At 70.7% G+C, this 25311-nt stretch carries 26 protein-coding genes, 1 other RNA gene and 2 pseudogenes; 10 read left to right on the top strand and 19 right to left on the bottom strand.

The window, feature by feature from the left end; genetic code table 11:
- Positions 1–14: 14 nt before the first annotated feature.
- The 5 genes from MARKY_RS10950 to MARKY_RS10930 are packed head-to-tail and all read right to left on the bottom strand — an operon-like array spanning position 15 to position 4088.
- Complete coding sequence (locus MARKY_RS10950) at positions 15–791, bottom strand: sugar phosphate isomerase/epimerase family protein (RefSeq protein ID WP_013704943.1); 777 nt, start codon at positions 789–791, stop codon at positions 15–17.
- Positions 788–1984, bottom strand: a complete 1197-nt coding sequence (locus tag MARKY_RS10945) for an ABC transporter substrate-binding protein (protein WP_013704942.1) — start codon at positions 1982–1984, stop codon at positions 788–790. The genes MARKY_RS10950 and MARKY_RS10945 overlap by 4 nt, the downstream gene beginning before the upstream one ends.
- A gap of 10 nt (positions 1985–1994) precedes the next feature.
- Complete coding sequence (locus tag MARKY_RS10940; RefSeq protein WP_013704941.1) at positions 1995–2765, bottom strand: carbohydrate ABC transporter permease; 771 nt, start codon at positions 2763–2765, stop codon at positions 1995–1997.
- Positions 2762–3625: a carbohydrate ABC transporter permease gene (locus tag MARKY_RS10935; protein WP_013704940.1), complete on the bottom strand. Its 864-nt coding sequence runs from the start codon at positions 3623–3625 to the stop codon at positions 2762–2764. The genes MARKY_RS10940 and MARKY_RS10935 overlap by 4 nt, the downstream gene beginning before the upstream one ends.
- Positions 3591–4088 (bottom strand): hypothetical protein, encoded by a 498-nt coding sequence (locus MARKY_RS10930; RefSeq protein WP_013704939.1) that lies wholly within the window; start codon positions 4086–4088, stop codon positions 3591–3593. Before MARKY_RS10930 ends, MARKY_RS10935 begins: the two co-directional genes overlap by 35 nt.
- Positions 4089–4178: 90 nt before the next feature.
- Here MARKY_RS10930 and MARKY_RS10925 point away from each other — a divergent pair, with 90 nt between their 5' ends.
- The 3 genes from MARKY_RS10925 to MARKY_RS10915 are packed head-to-tail and all read left to right on the top strand — an operon-like array spanning position 4179 to position 6959.
- Positions 4179–4904, top strand: coding sequence for an AAA family ATPase (locus MARKY_RS10925; protein ID WP_013704938.1), 726 nt, complete (start codon positions 4179–4181; stop codon positions 4902–4904).
- A complete protein-coding gene (locus MARKY_RS10920) occupies positions 4897–5973 on the top strand; it encodes an enolase C-terminal domain-like protein (RefSeq protein WP_013704937.1) in 1077 nt (358 codons plus the stop codon). The genes MARKY_RS10925 and MARKY_RS10920 overlap by 8 nt, the downstream gene beginning before the upstream one ends.
- A gap of 53 nt (positions 5974–6026) precedes the next feature.
- Positions 6027–6959 (top strand): DUF547 domain-containing protein, encoded by a 933-nt coding sequence (locus MARKY_RS10915; RefSeq protein ID WP_013704936.1) that lies wholly within the window; start codon positions 6027–6029, stop codon positions 6957–6959.
- On the opposite strand, the gene MARKY_RS10910 is transcribed toward MARKY_RS10915, so the two are convergent.
- On the bottom strand, positions 6925–8037 hold the full coding sequence (locus MARKY_RS10910) for an MFS transporter (RefSeq protein ID WP_148230434.1): 1113 nt from the start codon (positions 8035–8037) through the stop codon (positions 6925–6927). The genes MARKY_RS10915 and MARKY_RS10910 overlap by 35 nt on opposite strands.
- A 51-nt stretch (positions 8038–8088) precedes the next feature.
- Here MARKY_RS10910 and MARKY_RS10905 point away from each other — a divergent pair, with 51 nt between their 5' ends.
- Entirely contained in the window at positions 8089–9582 is a 1494-nt protein-coding gene (locus tag MARKY_RS10905; RefSeq protein ID WP_013704934.1) for a YifB family Mg chelatase-like AAA ATPase, read from the top strand.
- A gap of 10 nt (positions 9583–9592) precedes the next feature.
- On the top strand, positions 9593–10558 hold the full coding sequence (locus tag MARKY_RS10900) for an MBL fold metallo-hydrolase (protein ID WP_013704933.1): 966 nt from the start codon (positions 9593–9595) through the stop codon (positions 10556–10558).
- Positions 10559–10560: 2 nt separating this feature from the next.
- Here MARKY_RS10900 and dnaX read toward each other — a convergent pair whose 3' ends face one another.
- The gene (dnaX, locus tag MARKY_RS10895; RefSeq protein WP_013704932.1) at positions 10561–12252 is read right to left on the bottom strand and encodes a DNA polymerase III subunit gamma/tau; all 1692 of its coding nucleotides are present in this window, start codon (positions 12250–12252) and stop codon (positions 10561–10563) included.
- 78 nt (positions 12253–12330) lie between these two features.
- Here dnaX and MARKY_RS10890 point away from each other — a divergent pair, with 78 nt between their 5' ends.
- Positions 12331–12738, top strand: a complete 408-nt coding sequence (locus MARKY_RS10890) for a CBS domain-containing protein (protein WP_013704931.1) — start codon at positions 12331–12333, stop codon at positions 12736–12738.
- A gap of 115 nt (positions 12739–12853) precedes the next feature.
- Here the strand turns inward: MARKY_RS10890 and ffs are convergent.
- Positions 12854–12953: signal recognition particle sRNA small type (gene ffs, locus MARKY_RS11520), an RNA gene on the bottom strand.
- Between the two features lie 38 nt (positions 12954–12991).
- Between ffs and MARKY_RS10885 the strand changes: the two genes are divergently transcribed.
- The 4 genes and pseudogenes from MARKY_RS10885 to MARKY_RS10870 all read left to right on the top strand — a co-directional run.
- Positions 12992–13906 carry an ABC transporter ATP-binding protein gene (locus MARKY_RS10885; RefSeq protein WP_013704930.1) on the top strand — a complete coding sequence of 305 codons (915 nt, stop codon included), beginning with the start codon at positions 12992–12994 and terminating at the stop codon, positions 13904–13906.
- Positions 13899–14669, top strand: a complete 771-nt coding sequence (locus MARKY_RS10880; RefSeq protein WP_013704929.1) for an ABC transporter permease — start codon at positions 13899–13901, stop codon at positions 14667–14669. Before MARKY_RS10885 ends, MARKY_RS10880 begins: the two co-directional genes overlap by 8 nt.
- Positions 14670–14671: 2 nt before the next feature.
- Positions 14672–15148 (top strand): cyclic pyranopterin monophosphate synthase MoaC, encoded by a 477-nt coding sequence (gene moaC, locus MARKY_RS10875; protein WP_013704928.1) that lies wholly within the window; start codon positions 14672–14674, stop codon positions 15146–15148.
- A 129-nt stretch (positions 15149–15277) separates the two neighbouring features.
- Positions 15278–16318 (top strand): annotated as a pseudogene (locus tag MARKY_RS10870) (amidase family protein); the annotation flags it as partial.
- A gap of 105 nt (positions 16319–16423) precedes the next feature.
- On the opposite strand, the gene MARKY_RS10865 reads toward MARKY_RS10870, so the two are convergent.
- The 11 genes and pseudogenes from MARKY_RS10865 to MARKY_RS10820 all read right to left on the bottom strand — a co-directional run bounded on the left by MARKY_RS10865 (position 16424) and on the right by MARKY_RS10820 (position 25309).
- Positions 16424–16663 carry a hypothetical protein gene (locus MARKY_RS10865; RefSeq protein ID WP_013704927.1) on the bottom strand — a complete coding sequence of 80 codons (240 nt, stop codon included), beginning with the start codon at positions 16661–16663 and terminating at the stop codon, positions 16424–16426.
- Between the two features lie 154 nt (positions 16664–16817).
- Positions 16818–17864, bottom strand: coding sequence for a galactokinase (galK, locus tag MARKY_RS10860; RefSeq protein ID WP_013704926.1), 1047 nt, complete (start codon positions 17862–17864; stop codon positions 16818–16820).
- A 14-nt stretch (positions 17865–17878) separates the two neighbouring features.
- Positions 17879–18919: a galactose-1-phosphate uridylyltransferase gene (gene galT / locus MARKY_RS10855; protein ID WP_013704925.1), complete on the bottom strand. Its 1041-nt coding sequence runs from the start codon at positions 18917–18919 to the stop codon at positions 17879–17881.
- 4 nt (positions 18920–18923) lie between these two features.
- The gene (locus MARKY_RS10850) at positions 18924–19757 is read right to left on the bottom strand and encodes a carbohydrate ABC transporter permease (protein WP_013704924.1); all 834 of its coding nucleotides are present in this window, start codon (positions 19755–19757) and stop codon (positions 18924–18926) included.
- Complete coding sequence (locus MARKY_RS10845; protein WP_013704923.1) at positions 19754–20632, bottom strand: carbohydrate ABC transporter permease; 879 nt, start codon at positions 20630–20632, stop codon at positions 19754–19756. Before MARKY_RS10845 ends, MARKY_RS10850 begins: the two co-directional genes overlap by 4 nt.
- Positions 20633–20709: 77 nt before the next feature.
- Positions 20710–21957, bottom strand: coding sequence for an ABC transporter substrate-binding protein (locus tag MARKY_RS10840; RefSeq protein ID WP_013704922.1), 1248 nt, complete (start codon positions 21955–21957; stop codon positions 20710–20712).
- 185 nt (positions 21958–22142) lie between these two features.
- Positions 22143–22847: an ABC transporter ATP-binding protein gene (locus tag MARKY_RS10835; RefSeq protein WP_013704921.1), complete on the bottom strand. Its 705-nt coding sequence runs from the start codon at positions 22845–22847 to the stop codon at positions 22143–22145.
- Positions 22844–22936 carry an ABC transporter ATP-binding protein C-terminal domain-containing protein gene (locus MARKY_RS12320; RefSeq protein ID WP_425357345.1) on the bottom strand — a complete coding sequence of 31 codons (93 nt, stop codon included), beginning with the start codon at positions 22934–22936 and terminating at the stop codon, positions 22844–22846. The genes MARKY_RS10835 and MARKY_RS12320 overlap by 4 nt, the downstream gene beginning before the upstream one ends.
- A gap of 144 nt (positions 22937–23080) precedes the next feature.
- Positions 23081–23533: pseudogene (locus MARKY_RS12315) on the bottom strand (ABC transporter ATP-binding protein); the annotation flags it as partial.
- A gap of 19 nt (positions 23534–23552) precedes the next feature.
- Positions 23553–24455 (bottom strand): branched-chain amino acid ABC transporter permease, encoded by a 903-nt coding sequence (locus MARKY_RS10825; RefSeq protein WP_013704919.1) that lies wholly within the window; start codon positions 24453–24455, stop codon positions 23553–23555.
- On the bottom strand, positions 24452–25309 hold the full coding sequence (locus MARKY_RS10820; protein ID WP_013704918.1) for a branched-chain amino acid ABC transporter permease: 858 nt from the start codon (positions 25307–25309) through the stop codon (positions 24452–24454). The genes MARKY_RS10825 and MARKY_RS10820 overlap by 4 nt, the downstream gene beginning before the upstream one ends.
- Positions 25310–25311 lie beyond the last annotated feature (2 nt).

Below are 25311 nucleotides of genomic sequence, written 5' to 3'. Positions count from 1 at the left end.
ATTGAAAGGGGGGGTCAAATGTCCCAAGCTTCACGTAGTCGCCGCACCGAGGCGCGCACCCCCTCCGCGCCGCCTTGCACCTCGAGGGCCACCGTGCCCTCGAACCCGCGCAGCTCCTCGCGGAACTGGTGGAACGGGATCCGCCCCAACCCCAGCGCGAGGTGGTCGTCGCTCACGCCGTGGTTGTCGTGCACGTGCAGGTGAAGCAGCCGGCCCTCCATGGCCTGCAGGTACGCCGCGATCTGCTCGATGCCCCCTTGGATGAAGGCGTGCCCCAGGTCCAGGCAGAACCCGTAGCGGTCCCCAGCCGCCCGGACCAGGTCGGCGAGGGTCTCGGGGGCGTCGATGAAGACGTGGTACGAGGGCACCAGGTTCTCCACCGCGACGGGCACGGGCAGGGGGGTGAGGGCCTCGAGGGCGGCCCGCAGGCGCTCGAGCGCCGCCTCCACGACGAACGGGTGGCGCACGGGCACCATCCCGGTGTGCAGCACCCCCACGCGCGCGCCCACCGTGCTCGCGAACTCGAGCCCCTGTTGCACGCGCTCCACGCTCTGGCGCCACACCGCGGGGACCAGGCTCGCGAGGTTCAGATCCACGAAGGGCAGGTGCACCGTGAACCCCACGCCGGCGGCGCGGCCCATCTGGGCGAGCTCGCGAGCGGTGGGCAGCTGGGGGAACATCTCGTGTACGTCGTACTCGAGCTCTAGCGCGAGGCCGAGCTCGGCGGCGAGGTCGAAGGCCTCGCGGTAGTCCGTGATGCCGGCGGTAAAGGGCGAGAATCCAAGCTTCATAGGGCCTCCAAGGCTTTGCGTTGCGCTTCCTCCAGGGCTTTTCTCGGATCCATGCCGCCCTTCACGGCCTTCTCGAGGGCTTCCTCTAGGTAGGTGCGCCACACCGCGAAGTGCGGCGTGCGCGGGCGCGGCACGGCGAACTCGAGCTGCTCGAACGCGGCCTTACGGAAGGGGTTCTCGGCGTAGAAGGCTTCTAAGCGGGGCAGGACCGAGCGCCTGAGGGGAACGTAGAAGCTGGCCTGGACCCATTCGGCGATCTGTTCGGGTTGCATCAAAAACCGCCAGAACGCGACCGCGCCCCGGACCTGCTTGGGGCTCGCGCCTTTGAGGACCACGAGCTGCGCACCGCCTAAAGGCACCCGCCCCTCGGCCTCGCGAGGTACGGGGGCCACGCCGAGCTCGAAGGCGAAGGTGTACCGCTCCGCGGCGGGCCAGTTCGCGATCGAAGCGAAGACCATCATGCCCTTGGTGCGCACGAAGTCCAGCTGGGCGAACTGCGCTTCGGCTAGGTTCCGCGGGATGGCCGCGCCCTCGCGGGCGAGGCGCACCAGCATCTCGAGGGCCGCCACCGCCTCAGGGGAGGTGAAGTTCGGCCGGCCGTCCGGCGTCACCAGGCTCCCGCCCCGGCTCGTGACCATGGCCTCGAAGGTCCAGGATTCCAGCACCGCGATGTACCCCTTGCTGCGCCGGTTCGTGAGCCGCTCGGCCGCGCGGACGAAGGCCGTCCAGTCCCGGGGCGCCTCGAGGCCCAGCGCGCGGAAGGCGTCAGCGTTGTAGAAGAGGACCGGGGTGGAGGTGTTGAAGGGCAGGCCGTAGCGCGTACCGTCCACCACCCCGTACGCCCAGGCGGCGGGGTAGAAGTCGCGGATGAACTCGGGGGGGAGGTCCTCGAGGTACGCGTCGAGGGGAACGGCCCGGCCCTCGGCGACCAGGCGGGGGAAGAAGGCGAGCTCGGCTTGGAAGAGAACGGGTTGGCTGCCGGTGCGGAGGGCTGCGACGAGCTTGCTCTCGCCCTCGCGGTAATCGCCCAGGAACCGGGGCACGACCCGGTAGGCCGGCTGGCTTTGGTTGAAGGCTTGGGCGAAGCGCTCGATCGCGCGGCCGGCCGGCCCGTCCATCGAGTGCCAGAACGGGATCTCCACCTGGGCGAACCCTAGGCCCAGCCCCACCAGGATCCAGACTACGCTTCGCATCGTCACCCCCTCATCCCTTCAGGCTAGCCTCGAAGGTTTCCATGATTCTACGCTCAAACGCGAGGAAGACCAGGGCGAGCGGCAGCGTGCTGAGGAGCGCGGCGGCGGAGAGCAGCCCCCAGTCCGCCGGGTAGCGCCGGGCGAGGTCGCTGATCCAGACCTGGAGGGTCCAGTACGCTTCGCCCACCATCACCCGGGGGTAGAGGACCAGGTTCCAGTGCGCGGCGAAGGCGAGCACCCCCGCGGCGACGAGGCTTGGGTACGCGAGCGGCAGAACCACCCGCCTGAGCACCACGCCTTCGCTCGCCCCATCAAGGCGCGCGGCCTCCACGACCTCCCACGGCACGCCCTTTAAGCCCTGGTACAGCAGGTACACGGTCAAGGGACTCGCTGCAAACGGAAGCACCAGTGCCCCAGGGGTGTCGAGGAGGTGCAGGCGTTGTAGTACGCCGTATAGGGGCACGATCAGCATCTCCCCGGGGATCGCGAGGAGGGCCAGGAACACCCCCAGCACCGGCGCGCCCTCTCTTAGGGCGTACGCTGCGGGCAGGCCGGTCAACAGCTGCAGTACAGTGGCGAGGCCGCTCACCGCGAGGGAGAAGCCGAGCCGCTCCCAAAACCCTTCTGCCGCGAGGGCCCGGACGTTCTCCAAGCTGAACCCGAACCCGCTCGTCAGATCCCCGGAATACACGATCTCGGGCGGGAGGAACGCCGCGTACGCCATCCAGAGGAAGGGCAGCATGACCGCGAGTACGAGCACCCCTACGAACACGTGCCTCATCGTCCCTCCAGAGCGCGCGCCTGGGCGTACGCGGCTGCGAGCGTCACCACGAGCAGCGCGACGGTGGCGGCCGCGGCGTACCCCAGGCGGAACTGCTCGAACCCCACCTCGTAGATGAAGTACCCCAGGACCCGCGTCGAGCCGAACGGCCCCCCGCGCGTCAACAGGAAGACCGCCACGTAGGACTGCAGGGTCAGGATCGTGCCCACCACGACCAAAAAGGCTACCGCGGGGCGCAACAGGGGCAGCGTCACGAACCGCAGCGCCTGCGCCGGGGTGGCCCCGTCCACGCGGGCGGCCTCGAGGAGCTCCGGAGGGATCGCTTTGAGGTGCGCGGAGACCACGAGCACCCCGTACCCCAGGTGCCGCCACAGGGTGAAGGCCACGACCATCACGAGGGCCCACCCCGGTTCGCGGTCCCAGGGCGGCACCGGGACGAAGGCCGCGAGGGCTCCGTACTCCGGCACCGCGAGCGTGTACCACGAGACCGCGGCCGCCCCGACCGTGACCAGTCCCGGCAGGAAGAGCAGGGCCTTCACCGGCCGCTCGTAGGGCTGGCCCTCGAGGGCGAGCGCCGTGGCGAGCGAGAGGAGGATCAGGCTGGGCAGGGTCAGGCCCGCGAAGGCCAGCGTGACCTTGAGGCTCTGCCAGAACGCGGGGTCCATGAGTAGGGCGCGGTAGTTTGCAAACCCCACCGGCACCGGAGGCGAGAGGCCCGACCAGTCCCAGCTGGCGAAACGCACCACCTCGAGGAAGGGATACAGGGCGAACCCCCCCAGCACCAGGAGGCTGGGGCTCAGGCTCCAAGCCCACGCAGGCCTGAACCTACCAGAGGTAAAGGAGGCTCGCGCGGAACGCATACCGATCGCTGGTGGCGACCTCGAGGGCCAAGGGATCGAGGTACGCTCGGAGGCCGAGTCCGTAGCTCACGTGCACGCCGCGGAAAAACCCCAGCCCGGCCGTGGCGCTCAGCACCGCCTCCCCAAGGTCGAGGCTCGCGACCGGCCCGAGATGCGCGCCGAACGCGTTCGCCTCGAGGCGCACCTCGCTCGCGAGACCCACCGCGGCAAAGGTGTCGGCGAGGGTCAAGCTGGGGAGGAGGAGGGCTTTGAAGGCGAGCTGCCCTTGGGGGTTGGGGGCGAACACCACCTCCCCGTCCAGTCCGGTGTCGAGTCCCATGGGCGCGAAGGGCAGCACGAGGCCGAACTGCACGGCCGCTCCGTTCGCGGCGACCCCCGCGCCCGCGTAGGTTTCGGGAAACGCCGGGGCTTGCGCGAGGGCGAGCCCCAGCACGAGTACCAATAGCGCACCCAGCCGTTTCATCCCCACCTCCCGAGATGGCCTGAGCGTATCATAGCAGCTTTAGGTGCGTAGGGCCGTTGCCTATGGAGGGGGTGGGGGCAAAATAGGAGCATGGCGCATCCCCTTTACTTCCCCGAGGATCCCCCCCCGTCCGAGGCGCGCCCCGTCCCCACGCTGCCCCTGGTGATCGTGGTGGGCCTCACGGGAGTGGGGAAGAGCACCCTCCTTGGGCACCTGGGTTACCCGTGCCTCCCTAACCGGCGCGCGGTGGTGGACCGGTACATCCTGCCCCGGATGGGGGCCGGCTCCACCCCGGACCGCGCGGCGCGCTTCGCCCTCACGCGCGCCTACCGCGCGCGCTGGCCTGGCGGGATCGCGCACGCCCTCGCCCAAGGCTGGACCGTGCCCGCCTGGCCCCTCGTCTTCGACGGGCTGCGGGGGGAGGCCGAGGTGGCCTACGCCCACGCGCACCTACCCCGGGCGCGCTTCGTGGTCCTCGAGGCTCCGGACCTCGTGCGCCTCGAGCGCCTCGTGAGCCGGGGGGAGGCGTTTGACCGGGTGCGGCTTCCGGAGGGCGGCCCGGCGGACCTCCAGGCGCTCGCTGCGGGGGTGCTCGAGCCGCACGAGCTCGAGGCCGCCCTCGCCTGGCCCGTGCCGCGCGTGGTGCTCCGCGAGAAGCTCGCGATCGTCGCGGAGGAGCGCCGCAACTACGATCCCAGCGGACCCCGGCGGGTCCTCGCGGGCTCGGACCGGGCCCTCTTTCTGGACACCACGGCGCTCAGCCCCCAAGAGGCCGCGCGCCGCGTGCAGGCGTGGGTGGAGGGGCGGGATGCCTAGCGTGCAGCGCGTGACCCTCCGGCCCTTCCGCTTGCCGTTGCGCGGAGCGCTGCGCTGGGGGCGCGCGAGCGAGATCCGGGCCATGGAGCACCTCCTCCTCGAGGTCACGCTCTCGGACGGCTCTCTTGGCCGCGCGGAGATCCCCCCGCGCCCCACGATCTACGGGGAGACTCCCGACACGATCCGAGCGGCGATCGCTTACCTCGAGCCCCGGCTGGTGGGGGTGGAGATCGAGGACACCGAGGCCCTCCAACAGGCCCTGGCGGCCCTGCCAAACCACCCCACCGCGCGGGGTGGGCTGGATATCGCGCTCTGGGAGGCGCGCGCCATGGCGCGCGGGGTGCGCCTAGAGGACCTCCTGCCGCCGGCGAAGGCGCGCGTGCGCGTCAGTTACATCCTGGGGATCGCGGACCTCGAGGAGATGCTCCGGGACGCGCAGCGCGCGTACGCGGCGGGGGTGCGGGTCTTTAAGGTCAAGGTCGGCCGGGACCTCGAGCAGGACCTGGAGCGCCTTCGCCGCTTGCGGGAGGCTTTTCCGGACGTGGCGTTGTACGCGGACGCGAACGAGACCCTCACACCGGAGAACGCGGCGCGGTACCTGGAGGCTTGGGCGGCGGCCGGCCTCCTGTACGTGGAGGAGCCCTTGCCCATCGAGCGCGTCACGGCCCGGCGAGCCCTGCGGCAGCGGGGGATTCTGCCTCTGATCGCGGACGACTCGTGCTTCACCCCGCGGGACCTCGAGCGGGAGCTCGAGCTGGACACCTTCGACGTGCTGAACCTCAAGCCCGCCCGTACGGGGTTCACGACGAGCCTGGCGATGCTCGCCCGGGCCCGCGCGGCGAAAAAGCGCGTCATGGTGGGTTCGCAGGCCTCCTCGAGCTTTGGGGCGTACCACGCGGCCTTCGTCGCCTTCCAGGCGGGGGTGGACGAGCCCAGCGAGCTGGCCTTCCACCTCAAGGCGGAGGGCGCGTTCCTCGAGTTTCCTCCGTTCCGGGAGGGGTGGTTGTACTGGGCGGATCTTGCGCGGACTCGCTTCGACCCGGAGGCCTTCGCGCGGTACGCACTCTAGAGCGTGTATGCAGGCCGACGGCATGCCGGAGGGACGCCGGTTAACGTAAGGACATGCGAGCCGAACGCCGATCCCCGCACTTCCCCTTGGGGGGGTGGGTGGCGTTTCGGGAGGCGTGGCTCGACCGCATCGCGGGCGTGCGGCCCGGGGACGTGCTGAACCCCGCGGTCTACGGGCTGGAGGCGGTGCCCGCCCTGGCCGTTGCCGCGGGACTGAAGCGGGTGGGGAACCGCTTAAAGGCCGAGGTCGTGGACGCGAGTGGGCGCCGCGTGGATTGCCGCAGGCTTCGCGCCAACCCGGCCTACGCCGAGCTGCGGGCGGTATGGACGCCCCGGCTGTGCGGCTTGGACCTGGACGGCCTCGAAACGCGCGAAGCGCGAACGGCGTTCTGGATCAACGTGTACCACACGCTGGCCATCGACGCGGTCATCGCCTTCGGCCTCGAGCGCACGCGCGTACGCAGCGGGTGGGATCTGCTGCGCTTTTTTCGACGTGCCGCCTACCGGGTTGGCCGGTACCGGTACAGCCTCGAGGATATCGAGCACGGCCTGTTAAGAGCGAACCGCGGCAGCCCGTTCCTGCCCGGCCCGCAGTTCGGTCCGGGGGACCACCGCCGCCGCTACGCTTTGGCGGCGGTGGATCCCCGCGTGCACTTTACCTTGAACTGCGGAAGCCGCTCCTGCCCACCGATCGGGGTGTACGACCCGGAAGGGCTGGACGCGCAGCTCGAGGTGGCCGCGGCGAGCTTCGTGCGGGAGGAGGTGCGGCTGGATCCCGGGCGGCGCCGCGTGCTGCTCTCGCCGCTCTTCCGGTGGTACCTCGGGGATTTCGGAGGACGGGCGGGGCTGGTGCGCTTCCTCCTCAGGTACCTGCCCGAGGGGGAGGCGCGCGACTGGTTCGCCCAAAACCACCTGCGTCTTCGGTGGCGCTTCACCCGGTACGACTGGGGGGTTAACGTTTGGGGGGCGGCGGAACCGGTGGCGTAGGCGTGCCCTTGGGGGCGGCGGCGTATTGCCGTTGGGCCAGCCGAATCAGCCCGTACAGGCCCACGGCCAGCACGAGGAACCCGTAGGGCAGCAGGTCGGGGTGCGGCGCGAGGCTGAACGCCGCGGGGACGAGCGTGCTCCCCAGAGCGCCCGCGTAGAACATCTGACCCACCAGCTGGTGCCCGAACCGCTCCTGCACCAGGGCGAAGACCGTGCCGAACAGGGGGCCGTAAAAAACCCCGGCGAGTGGGAAGAGCACGGCGAGGGGCGGCGCGAGGATCAAGGCGAGGACCAGCACGGACGCGCCCATCAGTACGGCCAAGGCCCGCAGGGGGGCTCGAGCCACGAACGGCGCGAGCAGCACGCGCCCTAGCGTAAGCCCGCCCCAGTACAGGGAGAGCAGGGTTCCTGCAAGGGCCGCCTCTCGGCCCAGGTATGCCAGGTACGCGCCGCTCCAGGTGGCGAGGGCGCCCTCGAGGCCCGTGTACACCAGGACCGCGAGGAGCAGCGTTCCCGCGCCTCGAGGCCGCGCGCCCGTGGGAGCGGTGGGCTTGGCGGTTACCCTGGGCGCACCCCATACGAGGCCCACCCCGACGAACGCCAGCGCGGCGAGCAGCATGAACACCGTCCGCCAGGGCAAAAACGCCGCCAGGAACGGGGCGCTCATCGCGCCCAGCCCGAACGCGGCGTTCACCAGGTTGAGCGCCAGGACCCGGCGGTGCTTGAAGAGCTCCCCCACGAGGCTGTTCCCGTGCACGTTCATGACGCCGTTCCCAAACCCCAGGGCTGGGGCTGCGGCCAGAACCCAGGCGAACTCCCGGGCTTGCGCGGCGAGAAGGAACCCGCCGGCCGTGAGGCCCAGGGCCAGGGGCATGAGGGGGTGGCGGCCGGGCAGGCGGGAGGCCAGGGCGATCCCCGCCACGAGGCCGGCGAGGAGCAGGTTAAAAAACAGGCCGACCTCGCGCCGCACCTCGAACTCCGCGATCCATTGCGAGAGCACCGCGCCCGGCGTGGCCACGATCGCGCCGACCATGAGCAAGCCAAGGAAACTCCCCAGGGTAAAACGCACGCGCGTCACCCCCCGAGTTTAACCACACCCCCCGCCCCCGTCCACTGTAGGGTGGAAGGGATGCTGGCCAAGACGCGGACCTTCACCCTATATGGAATCGAGGCATATCCGGTCACGGTCGAGGTGGACGTCTCCCCGGGCCTCCCCGGGTACACCGTGGTCGGCCTGCCCGACACGGCGGTCCAGGAGTCGCGCGACCGCGTGCGCGCCGCCCTCAAGAACAGCGGCTTCCCCTACCCCCAGGCGCGCATCGTGGTGAACCTCGCGCCCGCCGAGCTGAAAAAGGAAGGACCCCGCTACGACCTGCCCATCGCCCTGGCCCTCCTGGCCGCCCAGGGGGTGCTGCCCCTCGAGGCCCTCGAAGGGTATGCCATCGCGGGGGAGCTCGCCCTGGACGGCCAGCTGCGTCCCATCACCGGCGCGGTCAACCTCGCCCTCGGCGCGCTCGCTGCGGGGGTCCCCCGCCTCGTGCTGCCCCCCGGTTCCGCCCAGGAGGCCGCGCTTGTGGGGGGCCTCGAGGTCTACGCGCCCAAGAGCCTCGCCGAGGCCGTCGCCTTCCTCGCCGGGGAGGCAGCGCTCGAGCCGGTCCGTCCCCCGGAGGCCCTCGAGGCCCCTGGGGAGGTCCTGGACCTCGCGGACGTGCGGGGGCAGGCCAAGGCTAAGCGGGCCCTCGAGATCGCCGCGGCGGGCGGGCACCACCTGTTGATGGTGGGAACGCCCGGCTCGGGAAAGACCATGCTCGCGCGGCGGCTGCCCTTTCTGTTGCCGCCCCTTTCGCGTGAGGCGGCCCTCGAGGTGACCCGCATCCACTCCGCCGCGGGGCAGTCGGTCCGGGGGCTCATGACCGTGCCCCCGTTTCGCGCGCCGCACCACACAGTCTCCGAGGCGGGCCTGATCGGTGGGGGGTCCATTCCTAAGCCGGGCGAGGTCTCCCTCGCGCACCGCGGCGTCCTGTTTTTGGACGAGATGCCCGAGTTCTCCCGGCGGGCGCTCGAGGTGTTGCGCCAGCCTCTCGAGGACGGGACGGTCACGGTCGCGCGGGCTCGGGCGAGCCTCACGTTTCCCGCGCGGTTCTTGCTCGTGGGGGCGATGAACCCCTGCCCGTGCGGGTGGTACGGGGATCCGGAACGCCCCTGCACCTGCTCGCCCGTGCAGCGCCAGCGGTACGCGGGGCGGATCTCGGGGCCGTTGTTGGACCGGTTCGACCTGGTGGTTGAGGTGCCGCGCCTGACCGCGCAGGAGCTCGCGCGGGCCCCAGAGGGGGAGCCCACGCGGACGGTGCGCGCGCGGGTCATGGCCGCGCGGGAACGGATGCTCGAGCGGCAGGGAAAGCCTAACGGGGAGCTCGTGGGCCGGGAGCTTCGGGAAGCGGTGCGCCTTACGCCGGGCGCCGAGGGGCTTCTCGTCGCCGCCGCGCGAAAACTCGCCCTGACCGGCCGGAGCTACGACCGCGTGCTGCGCGTGGCCCGCACCGTCGCGGACCTCGCGGGAGCTGCGCGCGTCGAGGAGGCCCACGTGGCCGAGGCCCTCACCTACCGCCGGAGCCTGCTTTAAGCTGGAAGGGATGCGGCTGATCGTCGTGGGGTCCGGGGGGTCGCAGCCCACCCCCAAGGCGGGGTGCGCTTGCCGGGTGTGTACCGCCGCGCGTCGCTTTGGGGGGCGGCACCAGCGCGCGGGGCCGAGCCTGTACGTGCACGAGGGGGCGGTGCTGATCGACACCCCCGAGGAGATCAACGCCCGCCTCGTCGCGCTGGACCTCGCGCCCCAGGCGGTGTTCTGGACGCACGCGCACCCCGACCACGCGGCGGGGATGCGGGTGATCGAGTTTCTCGCGCAGGCCCGCGGGCGGCCGGTGCGGGGGTACGTGCCGCACGAACTGTACCCGGAACTCATGCGGCGCTACCCCCTCGAGCACATGGCGCGCCGGGGCTGGCTCGAGGTCACGCGGTTCGCTCCGGAACGGCCGCTCCAGGTTGCGGGGCTGCGCTGGATGGCGCTAAGGCACGCGGAGGAGGAGCCCATCTACAGCTACGTGATCGAGGGGGCGGCCGGTCGGGTCCTGTACGCCCCGGATCACTACCAAACCTTGCCCGTGCCCGAGGGGCGGTTCGCCCTCGCGGTCCTCCAGGTGCCGCGCCTGCCGCAGGCGGCCCTTCCCGCGCCGCTCCCGCCAACGCACCCGGCCTTCCGGCGCTTCAAGGCCTGGGAGGCGGTGCTCGAGGAGTGGCGGGGGAAGACCGACCGTCTGGTGTTCACGCACCTGTACGAGGCCATCGGGTTGCTGCCCGAGGAGTACGACCGCCTGGCGCGCACGGCTGGGGACTGGGTGGGCTTCGCGCACGACGGGATGGCGCTCGAGCTCGGGGAGGAGGCGGATCCCCTGGCCCTCTTCGAGGCGTTCCGCGCGCGCCAGGAGGAGATCGCGCGGCGGTACGCGCACGACCCGCGGCGCATGCGCGAGGAGATGCGGAAGCTGCTCGCGGACCCCGTGTACCAGCGGCTCAAAAAGGGGTTTCGTCGGGGGTCGTAGCGTCACGCCTCGCCTGGAGGGCCGGCCTCGGGATCGGCCCCCTCCGGCTCGCGCCAGACCTGTTTGACGCGCGCTTTGAAGAGCTGCTGGAGCTTACGGACCGCGGGGTGCTCCAGCAGGTCCTCCCGCTGCGCTTCTTCTTCCGGAGCATCCAGCGTGGCCCGGGCGTCCTCCTCCGGCGGGGGCGGGGTGCGGGGCGGTTGTGGGGGCGTTTCGGGAGGCTCGGCGTCTGGGCTAGGGGGCGGGTCAGCCGGCGGGGGGGGTGGCTGATCCGCCGCTTTTTTTTTGCGTGCGGGGGTGCCCTGGTGCACGAGCGCGACCTCGAGGCCCAGCTCCTGCTGCACGAGCTGGGCGATCGTGGCTTCGTGCCGCTGGGCGTTCTCGTAGTGGAAGCGGTACGGTTCGGGGAAGACCAGGACCAACCGGTCCGCCTCCAGGTGCGGCCGGGCCTCGCGCACGAAGGCCCGCAGCGTGGGCTTGAGTTGAGCGAGGATGGCGCGCCAGGCTTGCGTGAGGTCCGCGGTCCTTTGGGGCGCGGGGTCGTTGGGCGCGGGCGTGGGGGGCGGGTCCGGTGCCCGCCGGCGCGGTGGGGACCGAGTGGGGTCGAACTCCGGCGGGGGCGGCGGGGCGGGGGGGGCGGCCTCCGGCGGGGATGCGGCGTGCATCGCGCGGTAGGCCTTCAACAGCCCCAGCTCCAGGGTGAACGGGTTGTCGCGCCGGAGCAGGCGTTCCGCGTGCTCGTCCAGCGCGCTTAAGGCCGCGATCACCTGGGCCTCGTTCGCTGCGAGGTCCGGCCCCGAGCCTAGGCCCAGCCGGGCATACAGCCCGCTCCGCAACGCCTCGGCCACCTGCTCGGTCAGGGTGCGGGCCGAGTAGCCCTCGCGGTACAGCTGCCGGGCCTCGGCGAGCGCCTGCTCGATCGCGCCGCGCGCCAGGGCCTCCGCGAGTTGCTGGATCCGGTGCTGGGGGGGCAGGCCCAACGCAGCCTCCGCGTCCGCGAGGGTGACGGGGTTCTTGCCGAGCGCGAGGAGGCGGTCCAGGATGCTCTCCGCGTCGCGCATCGCGCCGTCCGCCATCCGCGCCACGAGGGCCAGGGCCTCGGGGGCGATCTCGAGGCCCTCCGCCCGCGTGATCTGCTGGAGTTTTCCCGCGATCTCCTCTTCGGTAAGGCGACGGAAGCGGAAGTGTTGGGTGCGCGAGAGGATGGTGGGCGGCATGCGTTCGGGTTCGGTGGTCGCGAAGATGAAGATCACGTGCGGCGGGGGCTCCTCAAGGGTTTTGAGGAGCGCATTGAAGGCGCTTTTGGACATCATGTGCGCCTCGTCCAGGATGAAGACCTTCCTTGCGCTCTGGATGGGGGCGAGCAGGATGCGCTCGCGGAGCTCGCGCACGTCCTCCACCGAGTTGTTGGAGGCCGCGTCGATCTCGAGAACGTCCGGGTGCCGCCCGTCCCGTACGGCAAGGCAGTTCTCGCACGCTCCGCAGGGCCGAGCCTCCGGCGCAGCCTGGCAGCCCACGCTCATCGCGATGAGCCGAGCGGTGGTGGTCTTGCCCACGCCGCGCGGGCCGCTGAAGAGGTACGCTTGCGCGAGCCGGTCGGTGCGGATCGCGTTCTGGAGGACCTCCTTCACGTGCTCCTGGCCGACGACCGCGTCGAAAGTGACGGGCCGGGCCCTGCGGTAAAGGGCGCTCATCCCCCTCCATCATAGGGGATGCACGCGTGACCGGGGGGATGCGGGAAAGCAGCGTACCATAGGGAGAGAGGGGGGCGTATGGGTTTGCTCGAGTTCGCCCGACCGGACGTGGTGACCGTTCCGCCCAGCGCGAGCGTGGCGGACGCCGCCCGCCTCATGGCGGACATCAACGTGGGCAGCGTGGTGGTGGTCGAGGGGCTCCGGCCGGTGGGGGTGCTCACCGACCGGGACATAACGGTGCGGGTGGTGGCGGAGGGGCTGGATCCCGAAGCGACGCCGGTGCGGCGGGTCATGACGCCCGACCCCGTGACGCTCGGAGAGGAGCTGAGCCTTTTCGAGGCCCTCGAGGAGGTGAAGGACAAAGCGATTCGCCGCTTTCCGGTGGTGGACCCGGAAGGGCGGCTAGTGGGGATCTTCACCCTGGACGACGTGCTGCACCTGCTGGGCCTCGAGATGGCCGCGGTGGCGCGCATCATCGGCGGGTAATAAAGCGGCTTTGGCTTGTGGAGGGCGCGGAGCGGCCGCGCCCTCGAGCGCCTTGAGGGCTGTATTGCCTCGCGGAAAGCGCTGAAGGGGCTCCCGCAACCTGTTGTAGGGGGAAAAACCCCCGGCTGCCCGACGGCACCCGACCCTCACCGCTTAGGGCTGCTTCCTTCCGGACCTGACCCGGTTCACGGCGGGCCGCCGCGTCGGACCGGGGGCGAGGAGTAGTCTACCACATCCCTCATATACTTGGGTTATGCGGAACGCGGTCCGAGCCTCCGAGGAGGCGAGCCTCGAGGCGATCGACTTGACCAAGCACTACGGCCGAAGACCGGTACTGGAAGGCGTGCACCTCGCCCTGCGTCCCGGTGAGGTCTACGCCCTGGCGGGTCCGAACGGCTCGGGCAAGACCACCCTGATCCGGCTCGTGACGGGCCTCGCGTACCCCACGCGCGGCAAGGTGCTGATGCTCGGCCAGAACATCCACGAGGAAGGGTACCGCGCACGCCGGTACCTGGGCGCGGTGGTCGAGGCCCCCGCGGCCTTCTACGGGTACCTGACGGGCCGGGTGAATCTCGAGCGCCTCGCGTGGCTCAGCGGACTGAGAAACCCGCACCGGCGCATCCGCGAGGTGCTGGCCCGGCTCGAGCTCTTGTCGGTAGCGGACCGGCCGGTCGGGAGTTACTCGCTGGGACAGCGACAGCGGCTGGGCCTCGCCGCGGCGATCCTCGCTGAGCCGAAGGTGCTCGTTTTGGATGAACCCACGAGCGGCCTGGACCCCTTGGGGATCCAGCTGGTGCACGAGATCCTCGCGGAGCAGGCCGCCGCGGGCACGGCGGTCCTGCTCTCCACGCACCACCTGCGCGAGGTCTCGGGGTACGCGCACCGCGTGGGGATCCTGGGGGGCGGCCGTTTGCTGGACGAGGTGCGCCTCGCGCCCGACGCGCCCCGGTACCGCCTGCGCGTGAGCGAAGCCTCGCGAGCCGCGGCGTACCTCGAGACCTTCCCTGGGGTGCGGGAGGTGCGCTTGCGCGGGGAGTGGTTGATCCTCGAGGGAGAGGTCGAGGAGGCGGTGAAGGTCCTGGTGCGGGACGGGTACCGGGTGCACGAGGTGACGCGGGACTACTTTGATTTGTACGAGTACTATCGGGAGCGGGTGCAGCATGCGTAGGTTCGTCGTGTGGGAACTCGGGAAGCTCGCGCACCTGCGTTCGGTGCGCCTGGGGCTGGGTGCGGCCCTGCTGCTGCCGATCCTGTGGTCGCTCGCCCCGGGCTTACAGCAGGTGTACGGGCTGGTGCTCGTCTCCGGGTGGCAGGTACCGGCTCTAGCGCTGTTGGCGGGCATGGAGTTCCTCTTCCCCTTCCTGGTGGCCATGACCGCGGCCGAGGTGCTGGGCGCGGAGGTCAGCGCGGGCACGCTCAAGCCCTTGTTGCTCCGCCCCCTCTCGCGCGCGCACCTGATCCTCGTGAAGCTCCTCGTGGTCCTCGCCTACCCCTTCCTGCTGCTCGCGGCGAGCCTGGCGGGGGGGGTGCTGGCCGGGGTACCGCACGGGTTTGCGGGCTTCTTCGGCGGCACGGGGCTCGGCCCTGGGGGGTTCGCTGGGGTAGGGTTCCTCACCCCGGCCGCGGCCTTCACCGAGATCCTCCGCGCCTACCTCCTCGCGGGCGCGACCCTGTTGCCGATCGGGGCCCTCGCCCTCCTCTTCGCGGTGGTCTTCCTCTCCACGACCGCGGCGGCCCTCAGCACCGTGGCCACGGTGTTGCTCATGCGAATGCTTGTGGTCTTCCCAGCCCTCACCCCCCTCCTCCTCACCACCTACCTGGACCTGTACCTGCGCCCGGAAGACTGGGGGCTTGGGGTCAGCCTCCTCTTGATCTACACGATCGGATTCGGGCTCTTGGCCGTGTTTTTCTTTGAACGAAAGGACGTGTAACCATGGGCGAACTCACCCACTTCAAGGATGGCCGGCCACGGATGGTGGACGTGACCCAAAAACCCGCCACCCACCGCACCGCCACCGCCGAAGCGCGCGTGAAGCTCACCCCCGAGGCCGCCCAGGCCCTCGAGGCGGGCGGGGTCGGCAAGGGCGACCCGCTTGCCGTGGCGCAGCTCGCGGGCATCTTCGGCGCTAAGAAAACCGCGGAGCTCATTCCCCTCTGCCACCCCCTCCCCCTCACGGGGGTGGAGGTGCGGCTCGAGTTTCGCCCCGAGGTGCCGGAGGTGTACATCACCGCGACGGTGCGCACCAAGGCCGAGACCGGCGTGGAGATGGAGGCCTTGACCGCCTGCGCGGTCGCGGCGTTGAACGTCTACGACATGCTCAAGGCGAGCTCGAAAGCCCTCGAGATCACGGACCTGCGCCTGTTGCACAAGGCGGGCGGCAAGTCCGGGGAGTGGCGGCGGGAAGGGTAGGGCCGTGGCGGACCCGTACGGCTGCTGGGTGGTGCGGGTGCCGGAGGAAGCGGGTGCTGAAGGCCCGCTCGCCGGCCTCCGGTACGCGGTAAAGGACCTCTTCGACGTGGCCGGGCCACCACCGCGGGAAACCCTGAGTTCGCCGCCTGGCGTGGCTTGCCCCGGCAGGACGCCTGGGCGGTCCGGGCCCTGCGGGAGGCTGGGGCGGTGCTCGTGGGGAAGACGCACCTGCACGAGCTCGCCTACGGCATCACCGGGATCAACCCCCACTACGGCACGCCCAAAAACCCGCGCGTGCCGGGCGGAATCCCGGGCGGTTCGAGCTCCGGCTCGGCCGTCGCGGTCGCGGCGGGGCTCGTGGACTTCGCGCTGGGCACGGACACCGGGGGCTCGATCCGCGCCCCCGCTTCGTTCTGCGGGATCTACGGGTACCGCCCCACGCACGGGCACATCCCCGAGGACGGCGTGGTGCCCCTCGCGTCTTCCTTCGACACCGTCGGGGTCTTCGCGCGGACCCCCGGGGTGCTCCGGCGAGTGGCCGAGGTCCTGCTCCGCCCCCCCGTCCCTTCGGGGACCAGGGCCTTGAAGCGCGCCTGGATCGCGCAAGACGCGCTCGAGCGCGTGGAGCCCGAGGCCGCCGCGGCAGTGCGGCGGGTCGCGGACGCCCTCGAGGCGCGGGGGATTGAGGTGCGCGAGGTCACGCTGGACGCGCTCGAGGCCATCCACGCTGCGCAAAGCGCGCTCCAGGGCGCGGAAGCGTGGGCGGTGCACCAGGCGTGGCTCGAGGCCCGCCGCCCGCGGCTGGGGCCGGACGTGGCGCGGCTCCTCGAGATCGGCCGGCAGCGCAGCGCTGCCGAGCTGGGCCGGGCCTCGGCGGAACGCGCGCGGCTCACCCACGCCCTGGACCGCCTCGTGGGGGAGGCGGCCGTGCTGCTCCTACCCGCCGCGCCGGGGGTGGCCCCTCAGGTCGCGGCCCTCGAGGACCCCGAGGTGGCCCGGGCGTTCCGCGCCCGGATTTTGCCCCTCATGAACCCCGCGAGCCTCGCGGGGCTGCCGGTGGTGGTCGTGCCGGCCGCGCCAGAGGGGGCGCCGCCGGTGGGCGTGCAGCTCGTGGGGCCTAGGGGAAGCGACCGGGCGCTGCTGGCCCTGGCGGAACGGCTTTGGGGCTAAGGGCGATGCTGGGCCCGCTGTCGCGGCCGCCATGGAGGCGTTTTTCTGAGCGCCGCCCGGGCCCCCGGGCCCGTGCCGTTAGGCGTCGACATACCGCTTTTGAGGCTAGCGGGTGGACTCCTCCTGCACCAGCTCCCAGGTGTTGCGGAAGTGCACCACGCTGGTCAGGTTGAGGGCCGTCATCACCACGATGATCCAGCCGCCCAGAGCAAACCCCAGCCCTATAAGCATCCACACGGCCCACAGAAAGAAAAACCCCGCGCCCGACAGGCGCCTGCCCGGAGGTAGGACCAGATAACCGCTGCCAGCGATAAAGAAGTTAAGCACCAAACCGATCCAGTACATACGCACCTCACTCCCTCCCCCAGGGAGTAGACTCATATCCTGTATCCAAAACCTACTTTCTTATACCCTATCCAAAACCTAGTGTATACATCAATAGTGCGCAGGGGAGAACGGGACCCCTCGCTAAACGCCCCGGCCGCAACGCCCCATGGGGTCAGTAGACCCGGCCCCGGGACCACCCCGCGAGGACGCGTTGCCTCCAGGCCGCGTACCGCGTTTGGGGGACGAGGGCCACGATCGCGCCGCCGAACCCGGCCCCGGTGAGCCGCGCGCCGAGCGCCCCCGCCTCGAGCGCCAGCGCGACGAGCGCGTCGAGCTCGGGGGTGCTGACCTCGAACGCGTCCCGCAGCGAGGCGTGCGAGGCCAGCATGAGCGCCCCGAAGCGCGCGGCGTCCCCGCGCTTTAAGGCCTCGAGGCCCTCCAGGACCCGGGCGTTCTCGGTGATCACGTGCCAAGCTCGCCGGTCGAGCGGTGCAGGCAGGGCCTCGAGGCGCGAACGATCCGCGGGGGTGAGGTCGCGCAGGGCCGGGACGCCGAGCGCCTGAGCGGCGGCCTCGCACTCGCTGCGGCGCTGGTTATACCCGGCCTCCGCGAGGCGGCGGGGGACGCCGGAGTCCACCACCGCGACGCGCACCCCTGCGGGGAGGGGGATGTGCGCGACCTCGAGGGTGCGCGTGTCCAGGAAGAGCGCGTGGCCCGGCCGGCCCAGGCTGGCGACCATCGGATCCATCACGCCGCAGCGCACCCCCACGTAGGTCGCCTCGGCCTGCTGCGCGAGCTGGGCGAGGGTGCGCGCGTCCAGCTCGAGGCGGTACAGGGCGCAAAGGGCGCGGAGCACGGCGACCTCGAGGGCCGCGGAGCTCGCGAGGCCGGCGCCCATGGGGAGGCGGCTGGTGATGTAGAGCCGCGCGCCGGGAACGGCGTGCCCGGCGGTGCGTAGCGCGTGGAGGCAACCGGCCACGTAGTCGAGCCAGTTCCCTTGCGGGGGGGCCTCGAGGGGCCGCGCGCGGCGTTCGTTGAGGGAGGCGTTGTACGCGTCCACCACGCCCTCGGCCCGCGCGGCCTCCACGCGGGTGTGGTAGGGGAGGGGGGTGGGGAGGACGAACCCGTCGTTGTAGTCGGTGTGCTCGCCGAGGAGGTTCACCCGGCCGGGAGCCTGGGCGACAGCCTCGGGCGGGATGCCGAACACGCGCCGGAACATTTGGTCTCCTTTCCTTACGCGCGCGTTTCGCGCAGGGCCTGGGCGGCGACCTCGGGCAGTACGTCCACCGTGAACGCGCCCGCGCCGACCTCGGTGCCCGCGAGGTACTTGAGCTTGTTGGGGGCGCGCAGGTACGGGTAGAACTCCGCGTGGAAGTGATAGTACGCCTCCGTGCCTTTGGGGGCGGCGTGAAGGGCGAGGAGGTAAGGGCAGGGGCGCTGGAACAGGGCGTCGTAGCGGGCGGCGATCTCGCCCAGCATCCGGGCGAAGCTTTGGGTCTCGGCGTCGGTGAAGGTCCAGGGGCCGGGGTGCGGGCGTTTGGGAGCCACCCAGACCTCGTAGGGGAAGCGGGCGAACGGCGGGACGAAGGCCTGGACGTGGGCGTCCTCGAGGACCGTGTACCCTTCGCGCGCCGTTTCCAGGAGGCGCAGAAGGACGGGGCCTTCGCGGAAGGCGGCGGCCTCCCGCTCGGGGACGGGGGGGAGGAAGGGGTACGCGTAGATCTGGCCGTGCGGGTGGTGGAGCGTCACGCCCACGGCCTCGCCGCGGTTTTCGAAGGGCATCACGTACCGCACCGCGGGGTGCGCGAGGAGTTCGGCGTACCGGTCGGCCCAGACCCGCACCAGTAGCTCGCGCCGTTGGGGGGGGAGGGTGGCGAGGGAGGCCGTGTGTTCCGGGGTGTACACCACGACCTCGCAGGCTCCGTGCGCGGGCGCGGCGGGGACCGGGAGGTCCGGGGGTGGGGGGGGCGTGGGGGTGAGGGCGGGAAAGCGGTTTTGAAAGACCGCGATCTCGAAGGTCGCGAAGGGGATCTCGCCGGGGGGAGCGTCGGGGCGTGCGGGGCAGAGGGGGCAGCGGGTTTCGGGGGGCAGGTGGGTGCGGTCTTGGCGGTGCGCGGCGTAGATCACCCACTCCTGCCGCAACGGGTGCCAGCGAAGGTGCGGGGCCGGCGGGGGGGCGGTGGGGCTATGCGCGGCGGCGGTCTCCGCGGGCGGTGCGTGCCCGTAGAGGTACAGGTACCGGCCGTCGGGTTTTTCCACGCGGCGTTTGTGCACCAGTTCACCCCTTGACCGAGCCGGCCAGGAGCCCCTGGATGAAGTACCGGCCCATCAGGACGTAAACGAGCAGCGTGGGCAGGGCCGCGAGGAGCGCGCCCGCCATCTGCACGTTCCACTCCACGATGAAGCTGCCCGCGAGGTTGTTGAGGGCCACCGTGATGGGCTGGACCGTGGGGCGGTTCGTGATCACCACACCGAAGAGGAAGTCGTTCCATATCTGCGTGAACTGCCAGATCACCGCGACCACCGTGGCCGGCGCGGAGAGGGGCAGGACGATGTGCCGGTAGATGCCGAGGATGCCCGCTCCGTCGATCTGTGCAGCCTCCGGCAGGTCCTTGGGAAGCTGCGCGTAGTAGTTGCGGAAGATCAGGGTGGTGATGGGCAGGCCGTACACCACGTGCGTGAGCACCAGGCCGGGGATCGTGCCGTAAAGCCCCGTGGCTTGGAGGGTGCGCACGAGCGGGATGAGGATGGACTGGTACGGGATGAACATGCCAAAAAGCAAGAGGAAGAACAGGGTCTCGCTCCCGCGGAACCGCCACAGGGAGAGGACGTACCCGTTCAGGGAGCCTAAAAAGACCGAGAAGAAGACGCCGGGGACCACCAGGTACACCGAGTTCCAGAAGTTCTGCCCGAGCCCGCGCATCCCGGTCTCGGGGGCGCCCTGCCAGGCCCGCACGAAGCTCGCGAGCGTGGGGTGGTCGGAGGGCTGCCACATGGCCTCGAGGCTCACCTCGCGGAAGTCCTTGAGGCTGTTCACCACCAGGACGTAGATCGGGGTGAGGTAGAAGACCGCGAGTGCGAGGAGCCCGGCGTAGATGAGGGCGCGCTTCATTCGCGCACCTCCTGCCGGAGGCTCCACCGGAGGTAGGGGATGACCAGGAAGGAGACGAGGATGAGGAGCACGATCGAGATCGCGGAGCCGTCCGCGAAGCGGTTGGCCTGGAAGGTGGTTTGGAACATGAAGACCGCGGGGACGTCGGAGCTGAACCCGGGGCCGCCGTTGCTGCCCGCGATGGCCACCACCAGGTCGAAGATCTTGAGGGAGATGTGGCCGAGGATGATGATCGCGGAGAGGGTGACCGGGGTGAGGAGGGGCAGGGTGATGCGGCGGAACGCCTCCCAGCCGCTCGCGCCGTCCACCTCTGCGGCCTCGTAGAGCTCGCGGGGGATCGCGCGGAGGCCCGCGAGGTACAGGGCCATCGTGTACCCGGAGAGCTGCCAGACGGCGGCGAGGGCCACGGCCTTGATCCCGATCGCGGGGTCGGTGTACCAGCCGTTCGCGAGGAACCCTAGACCCAGCCGCTCGAACAAGAGGTTCAGTCCAGTCGAGGGGTTCATCATCCAGCGCCAGACCACGCCGGTCACGATGAACGAGAGGGCCATCGGCATGAGGAAGACCGTGCGCCACACGCCCTCGAACCGCACCCCGCTGTTGAGGAGGAGGGCGCCGGCGAGGCCGAGCCCCAGGCAGCCGGGGATGAAGATCAGGCTGAAGGTCAGGGTGTTCTTCAGGTCGATCTGGAAGCGCGGGTGCTCGAACAGCCGCAGGTAGTTCGCGAGGCCGACCGGTTTCAGCTCGCGCACGAAGAGGTCGTTGAAGTTCGTTGTGGACAGCCACGCGGTCCAGGCGATAAAGCCGTACACAAAGACCAGGAGCAGCACGGCCGAGGGCAGGATGAGAAGCACCGGTGCCCATTTGCGCCTCATGGTTCCCCCTCACTCTACTCCGCGCGGGCGACGGGCGGCCCGGGGCGGGTCTCCGCCCCGGGCCGGAAGGCGGTCGGTTAGCGGGCGCACACGCCGGCGTCGACGCACGCTTGCGCCAGGAGGCGCTGGGCCTGATCCACGTCGCGGTTCGTGACGAAGAGGGTCATCACGTCGTTGATCGCCGCGACCCACGGCTCGCTGGCCGCCGCGCCGTGCGCGAGCGAGGGGACGATCGTGTCCTCCTGCCACCGCTCCATCGCCCACTGCAGGTACGGCCCGAACAGGCTGGGGTCACAGTCGGTGCGCGCGCAGATCGAGCCCTTAAGGGGGTTGAAGGCCTCCTGTCCTTCCTTCGAGCCGATCAAGCGCAGCCAGTCGATCACGTTCTCGCGGTGCGGTGCGTTCTTGGGCAGGCCGAAGGTGTCGGAGAGGGCGTCGTAGATCCCCGCGTTGCCCGGGGCGGGGGCCCAGCCCGCGTCCTCAAACCCCTTCGCGAGGTTGTCCGCGTCCACCCAGTCCCCCATGATCGTCATGCCGGCCTGGCCCTGGATCACCAGGTCGTTCGCCTGGTCCCAGCTGCGCGCGGCGTGGTCGCTGTTCACGTAGTCCAGCATCCGGGACATGACCTCGAGGGCCTCGCGGACCCCGGGGCCGTTCCAGTCGGTCTCGCCCGTCCACAGGCCCTTGTACCCCTCCGCGCCCAGCACCCCGATCAGCACGGTCTCGAACAGGTGCGTGGAGGCCCAGATGCCGCTGTCCCCCAGCGCGAGGGGGGTGATGCCCTCGGCCTTGAGGGCCTCCGCCACCTGGAAGAACTCCTCGAAGGTTCGGGGGGGCGTGAGGCCCAGCCGCTCGAAGAGGGGTTTGTTGTACCAGAGGACGTTCGCCCGGTGGATGTTTGCGGGGACCGAGTAGTAGTGCCCCTCGAACTGGAGCAGCTCGAGGACGCCTTCAGGGAAGACCTCGGTCCAGCCCTCCTCCTCGTAGAGGAAGTCGATGGGCTCCATGAAGCCGGTAACGACCCAGGTGTCGATGAGCTCGCGACCCATGTGGACCTGGAACGAGTCCGGGGGGTCGCCGCCCAGCATGCGGGTCTTGAGGACGGCCTTGGCGTTGGAGCCCGCGCCGCCCGCGACGACCGAGTTGATGATCTCGACGCCGGGGTGCTGTTCGCGGTACAGGTCGTACAGCTTGAACAACCCTGCGGCCTCGCCGCCGGTCGTCCACCAGGAGAAGATCTCCAGCTGGTTCGCTCCTTGGGTGCTGGCCCATAGCCCGCCCGTGACCAGGCCGAGCGCCAGCAGTCCGCGCGTGATCCGTCGCATACACGAGCCTCCTTCCTTTTCCTAGGGAAGCGGCGATTGGAATGCTCGCGCTGTGGCAGGCCGGCAATCGGTGCGACCGGGCTGGCCGCGACCTCGAGAGCGACACCCCGCGATAACGTGTAACGCCGCTTGGAACATCCTTACTTTAGCAGTGTTTTTGCACCAGGATCAAGGAGGCGGCCTCTTTACAGGGCGAGGTACGCCTGCTGCACGCGAGGGTCCGCGCGCAGCGCCTGGGCTGGGCCTTCCAGCACGATGCGGCCGTGCTCCAGGACGTACCCCCGATCGGCGACCTCGAGGGAGAGGGCCACGTTCTGCTCCACGAGGAGCACGCCGACCCCCTCCCGGCACACGGTTTGGAGCGCGAAGAGCACCTCCTCCGCGAGCCTTGGAGCGAGGCCCAGGCTGGGCTCGTCCACCAGGAGGATCCGAGGGGCGCCCATCAGGGCGCGCGCGATGGCGAGCATCTGCTGTTCGCCGCCGGAGAGGGTGCCCGCGGGTTGCCGGCGGCGCTCGGCCAGGCGGGGGAAGAGGTCGAACGCGAAGCGCAGGCGTTCCGCGCGGCGTTCCCAGGCGAGGAACGCCGCCCCCAGGATGAGGTTCTCCTCCACGCTCATGCGTGGAAAGAGCTGCCGTCCCTCCGGCACGTGTCCCATCCCCATCCGGGCCCGCCGGGCGGGGCTTAGGGGCCGGAGGTCCACCCCATCCAGCCGCACCCGCCCCCCCCAGGGATGCAGCAGGCCGGAGACCGCCCGCAGGGTGGTGGTCTTGCCCGCCCCGTTCGCGCCCAAAAGGGCCACGAGCTCCCCCTCGGCGACCTCGAGGGTCACGCCGAAGAGGACCTGGGCCTTGCCGTACCCGGCCTCGAGCGCCTCCACCGTGAGCCTCATGCCGACCTCCCGAGGTACGCCGCGCGCACGCGGGGGTTCTGCGCGACCCTCTCGTAGGGTCCCTCGGCGATGACCTCCCCGTGGTCCATCACCACCACGCGGTCGGCCAGCGCCTTCACCACCGGCATCACGTGCTCGATGAAGAGGACGCTCGTGCCCGCCTTGCGCACCGACCGTACCAGATGCATGGCCTCCTGGGCCTCCTTGGGGCGGAGCCCCGCCATGACCTCGTCGAGCAGGAGCAGCTTGGGCCGGGTGGCGAGGGCTCGAGCAAGCTCCAGCCGCTTGTCCTCCACCAGGGTTAGCCCCGACGCAGGGTGGTCGGCCTTATCGGCAAGGCTGGTTTGTTCGAGCACCGCCGCCACCACCCGCTCGGCTTCAGCCAGCGTCGTGCCGGGCTTGCCGAAGAGCGCGCCCACCATCAGGTTTTCGCGGACGGTCATCTCCGGGAAGGGCTGGACAATCTGGAACGCCCGGCCGATCCCGAGGTGCGCGCGCGCTTCCGGGGAAAGCCGGGTGATCTCACGCCCCTCGAAGAGGATCCGGCCCGCGTCGGGGCGCAGGAGGCCCGAGACCAGGTTGAGGAGGGTGCTTTTGCCCGCGCCGTTCGGGCCGATCACCGCGAGGATCTCCCCCGGGCGCACCTCCAGGCTCGCGTCGTGCACAGCCACGAGCCCTCCAAAGCGTTTGGTGAGTTTTTGCACCTTAAGCACGCCGCCTCCAAAGCCGCACGATCCCTCCGGGAAGGAAGAGGACCGCGAGGACCAGGATCGCGCCGTACACCACGAGGTACCCCTCGCCCACCCCAAGGCGCAGGGCGTTCTCTAACGCCGAGAGCACAAGCCCGCCGACGAGGGGCCCGGCGGTGGTGTAAAGCCCGCCGAAGATGGGGATGACCAGGGCCTCGACGGCCCGGGCGAGGCCGAAGGCGTCGTAGGGGGTGAGGAAGAGCGTTTTTAGGCCGTACACCCCGCCGGCGATCCCGGCGACGCAGCTCGAGGCCGCGAGCACCCCGAGCTTGACGCGGACCACCGGCACGCCGAGCACCCGCGCCACCGCCTCCCCCTGGCGCGTGGCGCTCGTGGCGTAGCGCCAGCGGCCGCGCTCCATGATCAGGCTCACCCCGACCGCCAGCGCCAACACGCCCACGGCGAGGAAGTAGCTGCCGAGCGGGGCGCCTTCGAACGCGGGCGGCACGGGGTACCCCCAGGGGCCGCCGAGGAGCGTGACGGGGGCTTTGAGCACCAGGGTGCGGGCGATCTCGCTGAAGGCCAGGGTGGCGATGGCGAAGTAGATGCCGAGGAGGCGCAGGGTGAGCGCGCCGAGCGCTACGCCGCTGGCCGCTGCCGCCATCCCGCCCAGAGCCAGGGCGGCGGGGACGGGCAGGCCGTGGTGCAGGGCGAACGCGGTGGCGTAGGCCCCCACCCCGAAGAACGCGCCGTGGGCCAGGGAGAGCTGGCCCGTACGGGCCATGAGGTCCCAGGAAAGCGCGAGGGCGGTTACGATAAAAGCGAACTGAGCCGCGTCCAGCATGAACGCGCGCCAACCGCCGAGCGGCAGCACGGGCAAGAGCACCGCAAGAGCAAACACCGCGGCTACGAGCCTCACGCTGCCCTCCAACTGCGCACCACAAGTGCGGCGAAGATCACAAAGAAGAAGACCGCCTCCACCCAGCCGCCTCCGCCGGGAACATAGGTGGAAACAAACGCTTCAGCAAGCGCCAACACCAGCGCCGCCCACAACACCCCGGTGATGTTCCCCAAGCCGGCCATAACCACGATCGCGAAGGACTTCAGCGTGTACAGGAACCCCACGGTGGGGCTCGCGTACAGCATGACCGAGAGCATCACCCCGGCGACCCCGGCCAGCGCCGCCGACAGGCCGAACGCGAGCGCATATACCCGCTCCGTTTCGATCCCAAGGAGGCCGGGAGCGACGCGGTTTTGGGCCACCGCGCGCACGGCCAGGCCCGTCCGGCTGCGGTGGAGGAAGAGGTATAGCGCGGCCAGGATCCCCGCGGACAGGCCGAAAGCCCCGAGCGGCACGAGCCCCACCGAGAACGGCCCCAGGGTGACCGCGCTGCCCTGGTACGGCGGGTGGACCACCCGCGCGTCCCCACCGAAGAGCAGGAGGGCCAGGTTTTGGAGCAGCACGGAAAGCCCGAAGGTAAGGAGCATCTGGTTCAGCTCGGGAGCCGTCATCACCGGACGGATCAGGGCGTGGTAGGTGAGCACGCCCCCGAGGTACAACGCGAGCGCCGCCACCCCGAGCGAGAGGAGGGGGTCCGCTCCGCGGGCCACGTAGAGCCAGTAGCTCGCGAAGGCCCCGGCCATTAGGAACTCCCCGTGGGCGAAGTTCACGATCCCCACCACGCCCACCGCGATGGCCAGGCCGCTCGCCACCAGGGCGTACACCCCGGCGGCGAGCACCCCGTTCAGGAGGGTCTGGACGAACAACTCCATCG

Source organism: Marinithermus hydrothermalis DSM 14884, from assembly GCF_000195335.1.
GTDB lineage: Bacteria > Deinococcota > Deinococci > Deinococcales > Marinithermaceae > Marinithermus > Marinithermus hydrothermalis.
The sequence above is the reverse complement of the archived record's forward strand: the minus strand, read 5'-3'. Positions and strand labels throughout refer to the sequence as shown.